At 66.8% G+C, this 14,324-nt stretch carries 13 protein-coding genes, 1 tRNA gene and 1 other RNA gene; 3 read left to right on the top strand and 12 right to left on the bottom strand.

Annotated elements, in window-relative coordinates:
- Window positions 1-10 precede the first annotated feature (10 nt).
- The 3 genes from SCLO_RS03525 (at window position 11) to SCLO_RS03515 (ending at window position 4,205) form a co-directional block, all read left to right on the top strand.
- A complete protein-coding gene (locus SCLO_RS03525; RefSeq protein WP_066516025.1) occupies window positions 11-934 on the top strand; it encodes a LysR family transcriptional regulator in 924 nt (307 codons plus the stop codon).
- A 77-nt stretch (window positions 935-1,011) separates the two neighbouring features.
- Complete coding sequence (locus SCLO_RS03520) at window positions 1,012-3,279, top strand: NADP-dependent malic enzyme (RefSeq protein ID WP_066515820.1); 2,268 nt, start codon at window positions 1,012-1,014, stop codon at window positions 3,277-3,279.
- A gap of 230 nt (window positions 3,280-3,509) precedes the next feature.
- A complete protein-coding gene (locus SCLO_RS03515; RefSeq protein ID WP_066516021.1) occupies window positions 3,510-4,205 on the top strand; it encodes a L,D-transpeptidase family protein in 696 nt (231 codons plus the stop codon).
- Between the two features lie 51 nt (window positions 4,206-4,256).
- On the opposite strand, the gene SCLO_RS03510 is transcribed toward SCLO_RS03515, so the two are convergent.
- The 12 genes from SCLO_RS03510 to SCLO_RS03455 all read right to left on the bottom strand — a co-directional run bounded on the left by SCLO_RS03510 (window position 4,257) and on the right by SCLO_RS03455 (window position 14,200).
- Window positions 4,257-4,787 carry a hypothetical protein gene (locus SCLO_RS03510; RefSeq protein WP_066515818.1) on the bottom strand — a complete coding sequence of 177 codons (531 nt, stop codon included), beginning with the start codon at window positions 4,785-4,787 and terminating at the stop codon, window positions 4,257-4,259.
- Window positions 4,774-5,145, bottom strand: coding sequence for a phosphoribosyl-AMP cyclohydrolase (gene hisI, locus SCLO_RS03505; RefSeq protein ID WP_066515816.1), 372 nt, complete (start codon window positions 5,143-5,145; stop codon window positions 4,774-4,776). The genes SCLO_RS03510 and hisI overlap by 14 nt, the downstream gene beginning before the upstream one ends.
- A 64-nt stretch (window positions 5,146-5,209) precedes the next feature.
- Window positions 5,210-5,286, bottom strand: a tRNA-His gene (locus tag SCLO_RS03500).
- 349 nt (window positions 5,287-5,635) lie between these two features.
- On the bottom strand, window positions 5,636-5,908 hold the full coding sequence (locus SCLO_RS03495) for an HU family DNA-binding protein (protein WP_062065469.1): 273 nt from the start codon (window positions 5,906-5,908) through the stop codon (window positions 5,636-5,638).
- Between the two features lie 181 nt (window positions 5,909-6,089).
- Window positions 6,090-8,486, bottom strand: coding sequence for an endopeptidase La (gene lon, locus SCLO_RS03490; protein ID WP_066515814.1), 2,397 nt, complete (start codon window positions 8,484-8,486; stop codon window positions 6,090-6,092).
- 132 nt (window positions 8,487-8,618) lie between these two features.
- Window positions 8,619-8,942: a YbaB/EbfC family nucleoid-associated protein gene (locus SCLO_RS03485; protein ID WP_066515812.1), complete on the bottom strand. Its 324-nt coding sequence runs from the start codon at window positions 8,940-8,942 to the stop codon at window positions 8,619-8,621.
- A gap of 3 nt (window positions 8,943-8,945) precedes the next feature.
- Window positions 8,946-10,547 carry a DNA polymerase III subunit gamma/tau gene (locus SCLO_RS03480; RefSeq protein WP_066515809.1) on the bottom strand — a complete coding sequence of 534 codons (1,602 nt, stop codon included), beginning with the start codon at window positions 10,545-10,547 and terminating at the stop codon, window positions 8,946-8,948.
- 79 nt (window positions 10,548-10,626) lie between these two features.
- Window positions 10,627-10,724, bottom strand: an RNA gene (ffs, locus tag SCLO_RS03475) — signal recognition particle sRNA small type.
- A gap of 47 nt (window positions 10,725-10,771) precedes the next feature.
- Window positions 10,772-11,668, bottom strand: coding sequence for an SGM family class A beta-lactamase (gene blaSGM, locus SCLO_RS03470; protein WP_231923437.1), 897 nt, complete (start codon window positions 11,666-11,668; stop codon window positions 10,772-10,774).
- 53 nt (window positions 11,669-11,721) lie between these two features.
- Entirely contained in the window at window positions 11,722-12,057 is a 336-nt protein-coding gene (locus tag SCLO_RS03465; protein ID WP_066515803.1) for a 2Fe-2S iron-sulfur cluster-binding protein, read from the bottom strand.
- A 14-nt stretch (window positions 12,058-12,071) separates the two neighbouring features.
- Complete coding sequence (locus tag SCLO_RS03460) at window positions 12,072-13,196, bottom strand: cysteine desulfurase family protein (RefSeq protein ID WP_066515801.1); 1,125 nt, start codon at window positions 13,194-13,196, stop codon at window positions 12,072-12,074.
- Window positions 13,163-14,200: a cysteine desulfurase family protein gene (locus SCLO_RS03455; protein ID WP_066515798.1), complete on the bottom strand. Its 1,038-nt coding sequence runs from the start codon at window positions 14,198-14,200 to the stop codon at window positions 13,163-13,165. The genes SCLO_RS03460 and SCLO_RS03455 overlap by 34 nt, the downstream gene beginning before the upstream one ends.
- Window positions 14,201-14,324: the final 124 nt, after the last annotated feature.

The following is a 14,324-nucleotide window of genomic DNA, read 5'->3' as shown; positions in this document are numbered from 1 at the left end:
TGGTGAAATGATGATGGACCCGGATTACGACCTCTTCGCCGCCATCGTGGCGGAGGGAGGACTGGCGGCGGCGGGACGGCGGATGCGGATTTCGCCCGCCATGGTGTCGAAGCGGCTGGCGCGGCTGGAGGAAAGGCTGGGCGCGCGGCTGATCCATCGCACGACGCGGCGGCTGGCGCTGACGGCGGCGGGCGAGCGGCTGCATGACGACCTGCGGGAGATCATGACGGCGCTGGACGCGGCGGAGCGGCGGGTGTCGGGCGCGGGAGCACAGGCTTCGGGCACGATCCGGATCACCGCGCCCACCTCCTTCGGACGGATGCATGTCGCGCCGTGGCTCGGCCGCTTTCTGGACGAGCATCCGCGCGTCGCCGTGCATATCGACCTGTCGGACGATTATGCCGACCTGCTGGCCGCGCGAGTGGACCTTGCCATCCGCATCACCGTCGATCCGGGACAGGGCCTCGCGGCGCGGCGGCTGGCGACCAACCGGCGGATTTTATGCGCCGCGCCCGCCTATCTGGAGCGGTTCGGCGTTCCCCGGAAGCTGGCCGACCTGCGGAAGCACCGCCTGCTGGCGGCGGAAGGCCAGCTGCCATGGCGGCTGGCCGGCCCGGACGGCCCCGTCACGGTGGACGGGACGAGCCATGTCCGCACGAACAGCAGCGAAGTCGTGCGCGAACTGGCGATGGCGGGCGTGGGGATCGCGCTGCGGTCGCTGTGGGACGTGAGCGACGCGCTGGCGGCGGGACATGTGCGGCAAATCCTGCCCAAATGGGAGGGGTCGGCCGATGTCGGCCTGTTCGCGGTGCACCTGCCCCAGCCCCACCCGCCTCTGGCGCTGAGCGCCTTCATCGATTTCCTGGCGGGATTGTACCAGCCCGTGCCGCCCTGGGAACGGACCGGGATGGAGGCCGGACCCGGTCCGGCGTGACGGAATCGAGAAAAGGAGCGTGCCGGACAGGCGCTTCCATGTTCCCTTTCGGCTGAAATCGCTCTAGGGCTCACCGCATGGACGACAATACCCGCCGCAACGCGCTCGACTATCATCGGTTTCCCCAACCGGGCAAACTGCGCATCGAACCGACCAAGCGGATGGTCAACCAGCGCGACCTGGCGCTGGCCTATTCGCCCGGCGTCGCCGCGCCCTGCCTGGAGATCGCGGCGGACCCGGACAAGGCGCTGGACTATACCGCGCGCGGCAACCTGGTCGCGGTGATCTCCAACGGCACGGCCGTGCTGGGGCTGGGCGCCATCGGCGCGCTGGCGTCCAAGCCGGTGATGGAGGGCAAGGCCGTCCTCTTCAAGAAATTCGCCGATATCGACGTGTTCGACATCGAAGTGGACACGACCGACCCCGACAGGTTCGTGGAGGCCGTCGCCCTGCTGGAGCCGACCTTCGGCGGCATCAACCTGGAGGACATCAAGGCCCCCGAATGTTTCGCCATCGAGGCGCGGCTGAAGGAACGGATGAACATCCCCGTCTTCCATGACGACCAGCATGGCACGGCCATCGTCGTCGCGGCGGCGGTGCGCAACGCGCTGGTGTTGCAGGGCAAGACGCTGGCCGAGGCGCGACTGGTGACGTCGGGCGCGGGCGCGGCGGCGCTGGCCTGCGTCGACCTGCTGGTGTCGATGGGCCTGCCCGTCGAAAATGTGACCATGACCGACAAGGACGGCGTGATCCATTCGGGGCGCGAGGGGATGCTGCCCAACATGGCGCGCTATGCCCGCGTCACCAATGCGCGGACGCTGCCCGACGTGCTGCCGGGCGCAAACGTCTTCCTGGGCCTGTCCGCGCCGGGCGTGCTGAAGCCCGAATGGCTGCCGCTGCTGGCGGACAATCCGCTGATCTTCGCGCTCGCCAACCCGGAGCCGGAAATCCTGCCCGACGTGGCGCGCGCGGCGCGGCCCGACGCCATCGTGGCGACGGGGCGGTCGGACTTTCCCAACCAGGTCAACAATGTTCTGTGTTTCCCCTATATCTTCCGGGGGGCGCTGGACGCGGGCGCGACGCAGATCAACGAGGCGATGAAGGCGGCGGCGGCCGAAGCCATCGCCGCCCTGGCCCGCCTGCCCGCGCATGACGACGTGGCGCAGGCCTATGGCGGGCGCAAGCTGGCTTTCGGGCCGGACTATATCATCCCCACCCCGTTCGACCCGCGCCTGATCGCGGAGATCGCGCCCGCCGTGGCGAAGGCGGCGATGGACAGCGGCGTGGCGAAGCGCATGCTCGACATCGACGAATATCGGCGGGGGCTGGCGCGGCAGAATACGCGATCGGGCCAACTGATGCTGCCCGTGTTCGAAGCGGCGCGGGGCACGCATCGCCGCATCGTCTATGGCGAGGGCGAGGACAGCCGGGTGCTGCGAGCCATTCAGGACGCGCTGGACGAAGGCATCGCGCGCCCCGTCATCATCGCCCGGCGGCGGATATTGGAGCAGAAGCTGCCTGACCTGGGCCTGCGTTTCGAACTGGATCGCGATGTCGAGGTGATCGACCCCGAAACCGACCATGGCGTCATGCAGGAACTGGTCGAAGGCTATCGCGCGGTCGCGGCGCGCAAGGGCGTTTCCGCCGCCGAGATCGCGCGCCATGTCTATCGACGCCCATCGGTGACCGCCGCCATGCTGCTGCGGATGGGCAAGGTCGACGCGGCGCTGGTCGGCGGCAATTCGGAATATTGGAGCCAGGTCGAACATGTGCTGCGGGTCATCGACCGGCAGCAGGGCTATGGGCGGGTCTACGCCCTGTCGGGGCTGATCCTCGACGCAGGCGCGCTGTTCATCACGGACAGCCATATGGTGCCCGATCCGACGCCGGAACAGGTGGCGGAGATGACCCTGCTGGCGGCGACGGAGCTGCGCCATTTCGGGTTGAAGCCGCGCGCGGCGCTGCTGTCCCATTCCAATTTCGGTTCCTCGCACAGTCCCAGCGCGCGCAAGATGCGGGCGGCGCTGAAACTGGTGCGGCAGGCGGCGCCCGACCTGAACGTGGATGGCGAAATGCATGCCGACGCGGCGCTGAGCCAGCCTCTGCGCGAAAGGCTGATCCCCGATTCGCGCTTCGAGGGGTCGGCGAACCTGCTGGTCATGCCCAATCTGGATTCGGCGAATATCGCTTTGACGGCGCTGGCGGCTTCGTCCAGTTCGCCCACGGTGGGGCCGATGCTGATGGGGCTGTCGCAGCCGATCCATGTGCTGACGCCGGGGGTGACCTCTCGCGGCATCCTGAACCTGACCGCCATCGCGGCGGCGGAGGTGGCGCGGGGGGAGTGATTCCGGCGGATCGAGCGGCGGGGGTTTCGGGCAGTTGTTGCCGTTTTCCCACCCTCCGTTCGGCCTGAGCGACGGGACCTCCCTATGGTCGGCCGGGCCCTTCCACTTGGCTCGGGGCGATCGGGGATGGGTGCTGGGCGCGCATGACCGCGCCCTCCATCAATTCCTAACCTTTCCCTGCTACAATGCCGCCTGACGATGGCGTGGAAGTGGAGCGGACCGAGCGGATCATGGCGGATTTTCTGACGGGATTGTTCAAAAGCGCCGGACCGAAACTGGCGATCGGGGCCGGACTGGGCGGCATCGGCCTGCTGGTCGCGGGCATGATCGACCGCCCGGCGGGAAAGGGCGGCGAGGCGATCCGGCCCGCGCCTGAGCCGGGCGAGGCGGTGGCCGCCGCGCCCGCCGAACCTCATCCCGTCGAACGCTCCCGATCCCAGCCTATGGCGGTCGATCCCCATGCGCTCGCCGTGAAGCGCGTGCTCAAGATCGACGGGCCTTTCCGGCATGGCGATTATGTCTGGGACGAAAGCGGCGCGCCCGCCACCGGGCCGGTCATCATCACCATAGACCTCAAGGCGCAGACCCTGTCCGTGTTCCGCGCGGGCTATGAGATCGGGGCGGCGGTCATCCTTTACGGCGCGGACGACAAGCCCAGCCCGCTCGGCGCTTTCCCGATCACGGAAAAGGACGCCGATCATGTGTCGAACCTGTATGACGCGCCGATGCCCTATATGCTGCGGCTCACCAATGACGGCGTGGCGATCCATGGCAGCGACGTGCAATGGGGCAACGCCACCCATGGCTGCATCGGCGTGCCCACGCCCTTTGCGAAGAAGCTGTTCGGCGTGACGAAGCTGGGCGATGTCGCAATCATCACCAACGGGCGGATGCTGGACGTGAGCAAGGCGCAGGTCGGGGCCTGACCCATCCTTGCGGTTACGTCGTGCAGCACGCGACGGCGGGCAGGCCTTATATCAACCGCCGCCGCACAGCGCCGCGCCGGAACGGTCCCGCGCGTCGAGGGCCGCGCGGGCCATGCTGGCGATGCGCGGGAAACTGACCCCCTCCAGCGAGCCCTTGCCCTCGCAAAGCGACGCGCAGTTCACGTCGACCACGCCGGGCATCATGATCTGGTCGCCGTCATATTGGGCGACGATCAGGCATTGGTCGCCGCCCTGAAAGCGCAGGATCAGCTTGTCGCCGGCATTGCGGGCCGTGCCCTGCCCCCGACAGCCTTCCTGCCGGCCGAAAACGGCCTCCAGACCGAACCGCAAATGGCCGCTCCGGTCCGGGGCTATGCAGAGGATGTCGCGCCCCGCCTCATGCGTGCGCTGGTAAAGGCCGACCGGGGGCACCTTGCGGACGTCGGCGATCACGCCGGTCTCGATCGCGGCGCGTTCCAGCCCGGAAGCGGACGGAGTTGCCCCTCCCTCGGCGGGCGCGGGAGCCGCATCCCGCTGACAGGCGACCAGCAGCAGGGAGAGAAGAAGGCTAGCCCGCTTCATCGACCCGGCTGAGCCCGTCCGGGCCGATGCGGCGGAAGAAGCAGGAGCGCGCGCCGGTGTGACAGGTGGGACCGGCGGGCACGGCCTTGATCCATAGCGCGTCCTGATCGCAATCGATGCGCAGGTCGCGGACCTGCAACATGTGCCCGGACGTTTCCCCCTTCTTCCACAGCGACCGGCGGCTGCGGGACCAGAAATGCGCGAACCCGGTTTCGATGGTGAGCGCCAGCGCCTGCGCGTTCATATGGGCCACCATCAGCAGGTCGCCCGTGGCCACATCCGTCACCACCGCGGTGATGAGGCCGTTGTCGTCATATCTGGGATTGAGGGTCAGCCCCCGGTCGCGCGCTTCGTCCATGCCTGCGCTATAAAAGGGGAAGCAACGGATGCGAAGTCCCTATCGCGCGACATGGGCGAGAAAATGGGGCGATCGACGGGATCCGAACCCGCGACCTCCGGTACCACAAACCGGCGCTCTAACCAACTGAGCTACGATCGCCACAGCGCCTTTCGGCGTTGAGAAGGGGCACATATGCGCCCTGTTTCCCCTCGTCAAGCGGGCAATCCGTCCGGGCGGAAGAAAGGCGATGCCGGGGTTTGCGAGGGGGTGCGCCGGAGGAAGGATCGGATGTGTTTCGGACACTCGCTTCCGTTGCAAATGTTCATGCCCGACCGAAAGCGCCAAAGAAAAAGGGAGGTCGGCGCGAGGCCCCTCCCCTTTCCACTTTCGGCCTATGTCCGCATCCGGGAAGTCCGGCGCGAACTCACTCTCCTGAAATGCTTCCGACCGCGACGCCGGCAATATATATTTGAGAACCGGGCGCTTCCCGAAGGAAACGCCCCGGCCGTCAGTTGACCGCGTCCTTCAGACCCTTGCCCGCCTTGAACTTGGGCTGGGCCGATGCCTTGATGGTCATGGTTTCGCCGGTGCGCGGATTGCGGCCGGTCGAAGCCTTGCGCTGCGAAACCGAAAAAGTGCCAAAACCGACCAGGCGCACTTCGTCGCCCTTCTTCAGTGCGCCCGTGATGGCATCGAATACGCCTTCGACAGCCTTGCTGGCGTCGTTCTTGCTAAGACCGCTGCTTTCGGCAACCGCACTGATAAGATCCTGCTTGTTCATGCCTTGGGAACCCCCTTGTAGCTGTATGGTGACTTAGGAATCGCGGCGTAGGCGCGGCAATAAGGCCCAGCTTTTCGCGGCTGTCAAAGGGAAAGCGACAAACGAGCGCAGTTCACCGTACTTTTGCCCGTTTCGGGACAAAAAGCAGGGAAATCAGTGCTCCAAATGCCGCAAAGCCCTGTCAGTGTCGCAGCGTGGCGTCCCCGTCCCGGCCCGAAGCGGTGGAAGGCTGAGCCGCAAGATCGTCCTCCTCGGTCCAGGCGATGGCTTCGGGCAGGGCCACCAGGGCACGCGCCAGCACCTCGTCCACATGGGAAACCGGCACGATTTCAAGGCCCTCGCGGATATTGGCGGGGATTTCGGCCAGATCCTTCTCATTTTCCTGCGGGATCAGCACTGTCTTGATGCCGCCGCGCAGGGCCGCGAGCAGCTTTTCCTTGAGGCCGCCGATGGGCAGCACCCGGCCGCGCAGCGTGACCTCCCCGGTCATCGCCACGTCCTTGTGCACCGGGATGCCCGTCAGGGTGGAGACGATGGTCGTCACCATGCCGATGCCCGCCGAAGGGCCGTCCTTGGGCACCGCGCCTTCGGGAAGGTGGATATGGATGTCCTTGCGGTTGAAGAGGCTGGGCTTGATCCCGTAGCCGGGCGAGCGCGCCTTCACATAGGAGAAGGCCGCCTGAACCGATTCGTTCATGACGTCGCCCAGCTTGCCGGTCGTCTTGATCGCGCCCTTGCCGGGCACGGTCACGGCTTCGATGGTCAGCAGTTCGCCGCCCACTTCGGTCCAGGCGAGGCCGGTGACGGCCCCGATCTGATGCTCTTCCTCGCCTACGCCATGGCGGAATTTGCGGACGCCCGCATAGTCCGACAGATTTTCCGGCGTGATGACGATCCTGTCATAGGCGCCTTCCAATATCTTGCGCAGCGCCTTGCGGGCGAGGCGCGCCACTTCGCGTTCCAGCGTGCGGACGCCCGCTTCGCGCGTGTAATAGCGGATGAGGTCGCGGATGGCGTCCTCCGTCACCTCGAACTCGCCTTCCTTCAGGCCATGGGCGTCGATCTGCTTGGGCACCAGATGGCGCTGGGCGATCTCCACCTTTTCATCCTCGGTATAGCCCTCCAGCCGGATGATCTCCATGCGGTCGAGCAAAGGTTGAGGCAAATTCAGGGAGTTGGCGGTCGTCACGAACATCACGTCTGAAAGATCGACGTCGATCTCCAGATAATGATCCTGGAACTTGCTGTTCTGTTCGGGGTCCAGCACCTCCAGCAGGGCGGATGCGGGATCGCCCCGGAAATCCTGCCCCAGCTTGTCGATCTCATCCAGCAGGAAGAGCGGGTTCATCGTGCCCGCCTTCTTGAGGTTGGTCACGACCTTGCCCGGCAGCGAGCCGATATAGGTACGGCGGTGGCCGCGGATTTCCGCCTCGTCGCGCACGCCGCCCAGCGACTGGCGCACGAACTCGCGCCCCGTCGCCTTGGCGATGGAGCGGCCGAGCGAGGTCTTGCCGACGCCCGGCGGACCGACCAGGCACAGGATCGGCCCCTTCAGCTTGTTGGTGCGCGCCTGCACGGCGAGATATTCGATGATCCGGTCCTTGACCTTCTCCAGCGCGAAATGATCCTCGTCCAGAATCGTCTGCGCGCGCTTGAGGTCGGTCTTGACCTTGCCCTTCTTGCCCCAGGGCAGGCCCAGCAGCACGTCGAGATAGTTGCGGACGACCGTGGCCTCCGCCGACATGGGCTGCATGGCCTTGAGCTTCTTCAACTCGGCATTGGCCTTGGTCCGGGCTTCCTTGCTGAGCTTGGTCTTGGCGATCTTTTCGGCCAGTTCGGCCAGCTCGTCGCCTTCCTCGCCATCGGCATTGCCCAGTTCGCGCTGGATCGCCTTCAACTGCTCGTTGAGATAATATTCGCGCTGGGTCTTTTCCATCTGCCGCTTCACGCGGCCGCGAATCTTCTTTTCGACCTGGAGCACGCCCAGCTCGCCTTCCATGAAGGCGAACACCATTTCGAGGCGCTTGACCGGATCGGGCTCGACCAGCAGCGATTGCTTGTCCGACACCTTGACGTTGATGTTGGCGGCGACCGCATCGGCCAGACGGCCCGCATCCTCGATCTCGCGAAGCTGGACCGGGGTTTCGGCGGGCAGCTTCTTGTTGAGTTTCGCGTAATTTTCGAACTGTTCGGCGACCGAGCGCATCAGGGCGGCCGCCTCCGGCCCCTCCGCCACCGCTTCTTCCACCGGCAGGATGACGGCGGCGAGATAGCCGTCGATCGATTCCATCGATTGAAGCTGAGCGCGGTGTTTGCCTTCCACCAGAACGCGGACGGTGCCGTCGGGGAGCTTCAGAAGCTGAAGCACCACCGCCACCACGCCCGTGTCATACAGCGCGTCCCGACCCGGATCGTCCTCCGCCGGATCGAGCTGGGAAACGAGGAAAATCTCCTTGCCGCCCTCCATCGCCGCTTCGAGCGCGGCGACGCTCTTGTCGCGGCCGACGAACAGGGGAACGATCATCTGCGGAAAGACGACGATGTCGCGCAGGGGCAGAAGCGGATATTGCGTAGTCATTCATTCTCCGGGACCTGCTTTCCAGGCCCATATGCGATTCACCGCCTTTATGGGGATGACTGCCGCGCCAATCAATCACCTCTAACGGGGGCAAGGCAAAGTCGGGAGCAAATAAAGGCCGCCCCTTGATTATCAGAAGGGCAGCTTGAAGCCCGGGGGAAGCGAAAGGCCGCTGGTCATCTTCGCCATTTCGGAAGAACTGACTTCATCCGCTTTCTTGCGCGCGTCGTTGAAGGCGGCGGCCACAAGGTCTTCGAGCATCTGCTTTTCGGAAGGGGCGAGCAGGCTGTCGTCGATCGACACGCCGACGATGCGTCCCTTGGCCGAAGCGCGGACCTTGACGAGACCGCCGCCCGCCGCACCCTCAACCTCGATCTTGTCGAGATTTTCCTGCGCGCGCTGCAATTCCTCCTGCACGCGGTTGGCCATGCCCAATATTTCGTTGAGATCCTTCATGCCTCATGCACTCCATTGTTCGAGCCGGTCGTCCAGATCGGCTTCGGGGAAGGCCTCCATCGCGGCCTTTACCACCGGGGTTTCCAATATGCGGGCGCGCTCCTCCGCCGCCTTTCGCTGTTCCTGCTCCAGCAGCGTGGGGGCGGCGGGGCCGTCCGCCTGCGCGACCCGCCAGGCAACGCCGGTGACTTCGCGCAGGGCGGGCGTCAGGCGGGCGGCGAAATCGGATGCGAGCGAAGGCGCGGCCCTGTAGTCCAGTTCGGGCGGCGCGTAGCGGACGAGGCCGACGCAATCGTGGAGTTCCTGCGCCAATTGCCCCTTGCCGCGCTGCCAGAAGGCTTCGATCAGATCCTCGAAGCTCGCGGGCAGGCTGGCCGACGGGCCGGAGGGCGATTCGGACGGAGCGGCGGGCGCGCTGGCGGCGGCGGGCGCGCCTTCGCGGAGCATCCGCGCGATCTCGCCGGGATCGGGCATGGTCGCCGCATGCATCACGCGCAGCAGCGCCATTTCGCAGCTTTCGATGGGGAGTATGGCGTTCGCCACCTCGTCATGCCCCTTGAGCAGAAGCTGCCAGAGGCGATGGAGCGGCGCGAAGCCCAGTTGGCTGGCCCAGTCGGCGATGGCTTCCCGCTCCTCGGCGGACTGGCCGGGGGTGGCGATGTCGCGGCCCGCCTTCACCAGCGTGACGGCGTGGACCAGTTCCAGCAATCCGCGCATCAGGGACAGCGGCTCGACGCCCAGCGCATATTGATCGCGCACGGCGGCGAGCAGCGGGGCGGTCTGTCCTTCGAGCAACAGGCCCAGCAGGCGGCGCACCGATCCGCGGTCGGAGAGGCCGAGCATCTCCCGCACCTGCGCGGCGGTGACGAGCGGGGCGCCCTCCCCCATTTCGGCATGGGCTATGGCTTGATCCAGGATCGAGAGGCCGTCGCGCGCGGAGCCCTCCGCCGCCTGCGCGATGAGGGCGAGCGCGTCGGGTTCGGCGGCGACATCCTCCGCCTCCACCACATGGGTGAAATGGCTGGCGAGCAGTTCGGCGGGGATGCGGCGCAGGTCGAACCGCTGGCAGCGGGACAGGACCGTCACCGGCACCTTGTTCACTTCGGTCGTGGCGAAGAGGAATTTCACATGCGCCGGGGGCTCCTCCAGCGTCTTGAGAAGCGCGTTGAACGCGTTCTTGGAGAGCATGTGCACTTCGTCGATGATATAGACCTTGTAGCGCGCGGAGACGGCGGAATAACGCACCGCCTCGATGATCTCGCGCACGTCGTCGACGCCGGTGTGGCTGGCGGCGTCCATTTCGATGACGTCGATATGGCGGCCCTCGGCGATGGCCTTGCACGGTTCGCACACGCCGCAGGGATCGATGGTGGGACCGCCCTGCCCGTCCGGGCCGATGCAATTCAACGCCTTGGCGATGAGGCGCGCGGTGGAGGTCTTGCCCACCCCCCGCACGCCGGTCATCAGGAAGGCATGGGCCAGCCGCCCGCGCCGGATGGCGTTGCCCAGCGTCTGGACCATCGCGTCCTGCCCGATCAGCTCATGGAAGCTGCGCGGGCGATATTTGCGCGCGAGGACGCGATAGGGCTGGGGGGAATCGGACATGGGGCGCAATCTAGCGGCTTGGAACGATGCTGTCGAAGCCGCAAAAACCTCTTGGGATGATGATCGCCTGACCATGGAGGAAGGTGGGAGCCGGAACGACCCGTGACGAAATCGTTGTGGCTGCTTCCGTCAGGACCTGACCAGGTTGGCGACGATCACGTCCGCCCGACTCCCGGCGCGGCATATGGCGAAGCGCGCCGGGGATGGCAAGGGGGCATGCAGGATCATTCCGGTCCGTCGCGCTTCGCCTGCGCCAGGAAATCCAGCGCGGACGCCGCCGTTTCGGCGATAGCGGCCTCGGCCTTCCTTTCGTCCACCGTGGGACGGTCGAGATAGACCGCCAGCAGATATTCGGCGCCGGACGGCGATTTGACGAGCGCCACGTCATTATAGGCGGTGCCGCAGCTTCCCGTCTTGCCGCCCGAAGTCCAGCCTTCGGGCAGGCCCGCCTTGATGCGGCGGTCGCCGGTCTTGCTGCCGTTCAGCCAGCCGCGCAGCTTTTCCGCGCTTTCGGGCTTCATGTCCTTGAAGAGGAGGCGCGCCATCAAGCCCGCCATCGCCGCCGGGCTGGTGGTGTCGCGGGGATCGCCCTGCGCATTTTCGTTGAGGTCCGGTTCCCTGCGGTCGAGACGGGAGATGCTGTCGCCATGGGCGCGGAAGAAGGCGGTCAGCCCCTCCGGCCCGCCGATCATGGGCAAGAGGAGATTGGCCGCGCTATTGTCGCTGACTTCGACCGCAGCCTCCGCCAGTTCCCCCATCGAGAGGCGGCCGCGCTTCAGATTCTGCTTCACGACCGGGGCGTGAGACAAAATGTCGTCCTTGGTGAAGGGCACCTGCCCCTCCAGCCCGAATTTCCCGCTTTCCGCGCCCAGCAGGACGGCGGCGGCCAGAGGCGCCTTGAAGGTCGAGCACATGGCGAACCGCTCGTCACGGTTGAAGCCCAGGATCAGCGCGCCCGAACCGTCGACCAGCGCGACGCCCAGGCGACCGCCGGTTTCCTGCTCGATCTCCTTGGGATTGCGGACGGATTTCAGCGCGGATTCGGGGACCACATAGCGCGGCGCGGGCGGCATCAGGGACTGGCGTTCGCTTTCCTGCGCGAGGGACGGAGCGGACGCCATCAGCGCGCAGGCGGCCAAAAGCGCGAGCCGGATCGGATTCTTCATGGAAACTCTCACATACCCTGCATATTATATGTTTCGGACGGGATGCGGACCGTCAGGCTTTCCAGCGCGCCGCCCAGCACGATCTGGCAGGCCAGGCGGCTGGTGCGCGTCGCGGCGGCGGCGAGGTCCAGCATGTCCTCCTCCTCCTCGCTCGCAAGCGGGAGGCTGGAGAAATCGGCGGCGTCGACGATGACATGACAGGTGGAACAGGCCATCTGCCCCTCGCACGTGCCCTCCAGCGGCTGCCCGGCCGCCTGCGCGACCTCCAGAAGAACCGAACCGGCAGGCGCATCCACCTCCTGCCTGTTTTCGCCATCGGCGCTGATGAAGACGACCCTGGTCATTATGCGACGCTCCCTTATCGCGGCGCGCCTTGCATGGCCGCCGCCTTATCGATCGCCTGTGCAGCATCCTCCAGTTCGGCCGGCGTCGTGTAGCGGCCGAAGCCGATCCGCACCGATCCCCGCGCCTGCCCGTCCGAAAGGCCGAGCGCGCGCAGCACATGGCTAGGCCGACCCGACCCGCTCGCGCAAGCGCTGCCGAGCGAAAATGCGATATGGCGACAGTCGGAAAGCAACCGGCCGCCATCGATCCCCTCGCGACGCAGGTTGAGATTGCCGTGATAGCGGCGGTCCGCGTCGCCGTTGAGCGTCCAGCCGCGGAACAGACCACGCGCCAGGGTCCAGAGCGATTCGACATGGGCGCGATCGGCTTCGGCCCGTTCGCGCATCAGCCGGGCAGCCATGCCGAAACCGGCGCAGAGAGCCGGCGAAAGGGTGCCGGAGCGCAATCCGCCTTCCTGCCCGCCGCCATGGATGAGGGGGCGGAGGATCACGCCGTCCCTGATCCAGAGCGCGCCTATGCCCTTGGGCCCGTGGATCTTGTGGCCGCTGATGGCGACGATGTCGCTGGTTGGGGGGATGGGCACGCGGCCATAGCCCTGCACGGCATCGCAGAGGAACGAGGCCCCGGCGGCGTGGGCGAGGTCGGCAAGGGCTTCGACGGGCTGGATGACGCCGATCTCGTTATTGACCAGCATCGCCGCGACCAGGGCGACGCCGGGGACGATGGCCTGCCGCGCGGCCTCCATGTCGACCAGCCCGTCCGGGCCGATCGGCAGGACCGTGACCTCGCGCCCTTCCCGCGCCAGTGCCTCCACCGTGTCGAGCACGGCGGCATGTTCCGTCGCGATCGTGACGATGCGGCCCGCGCCCATGCCCTGAATGGCCATATTGAGCGCCTCGGTCGCGCCGGAGGTGAAGAGCAGACGGCCGTCGGCGGGCAGGAGTTGGGATATTTCCTCGCGAGCCACCTCCACCTGCGCGGCGGCGGCGCGGCCGGGGCGATGGGCGCTGTGCGGATTGGCGAACTGGTCTCGCAGCAACGGCGCCATGACATCGAAGACTTCGGGCGCGAGCGGCGTGGTCGCCTGATAATCGAGATAGATGGTCATGGCCGGGCTCGCTCCGCCATCGCGGTCCATATGGCGAGGAAGCGGTCGATGTCCGGCTCCTTGGTCGCGGCGCCGAAGCTGACGCGCACCACTTCGCCCGCTGCCGTTTCGTCATGGTCCATGGCGCGCAGGACGTGGCTGGTCCTGAGCGATCCGGACGAACAGGCGCTGCCCGCCGACACGGAAATGCCGGCGAGGTCGAACTGGATAAGCTGGGCGCGGGCGGACATGCCCGGCATCCGGTAGCTGGCGATGGAGGCGATGCGCGGGGCGGCGCGGGCGATGACCTGCCCGCCCGCCGCTTCTATCCCCGTGTCCAGCCGGGCGCGCAATTTCGCGGCGGGGGGGAGCCAATCGGAGCGCGCCTCCAGCGCGGCGGCCATGGCGAGGATGCCGGGAAGGTTTTCCGTCCCCGCCCTGTAGCCTTGCTCCTGTCCTCCGGTCGGCGCCAGCAGGGCCAGATCGCGGACCAGCAACGCCCCCACGCCCGGAGGTCCGCCGAACTTATGCGCGCTGATCGCGATCATGTCGGCGTCGGGCAGCGGGAGCTTGCCCGCGCTCTGGGCGCAGTCGGCGAAGAGCAGGACGCCTTCCCGCCCGATCCGGTCGAGCGGCTGGATCACGCCGGTTTCATTGTTGACATGCTGGATGGCCGCAAGGGAAGGTTCGGCGGGAAGGGATGCCGGATCGACCAGGCCATCGGACGTGACACGCAGCCGCCCGGCTTCCGGCGTCACGCGCAGCACCGAATCATGTTCGACCGGGGAAGTGACGATATGCGTCGCTCTTGGGCGGGTCAGGGCGAGGGCGATGGCCTCGCTCGCGCCCGAGGTGAGGATCACATGGCCGGCCCAGCCCAGCGCCGCCGCGATCCGCCGCCGGGCGTCCTCCAGCGCGGCGCGGGCGGCGCGGCCGTCCGCATGGGGGCTGGACGGATTGGCCCATCGCTCCATGCCTTCGATCAGGGCGGCCTTCGCCTGCGCCAGCATCGGCGTGGTTGCGGCATGGTCCAGATAGAGACGGTCGGCGGCCAAAGGGGACACTCATTGATTGCGGAAATGGTCGCGCCCTCTATATAGGCGGTCTGCGGCGCAGCGCCAGCAAAGGCTTGTCCGCGCCCCACGCATTCCTTCTGCCGCCCGGCGGCCATAACGATAA

The sequence above is a fragment of the Sphingobium cloacae genome, assembly GCF_002355855.1.
GTDB lineage: Bacteria > Pseudomonadota > Alphaproteobacteria > Sphingomonadales > Sphingomonadaceae > Sphingobium > Sphingobium cloacae.
The sequence above is the reverse complement of the archived record's forward strand: the minus strand, read 5'-3'. Positions and strand labels throughout refer to the sequence as shown.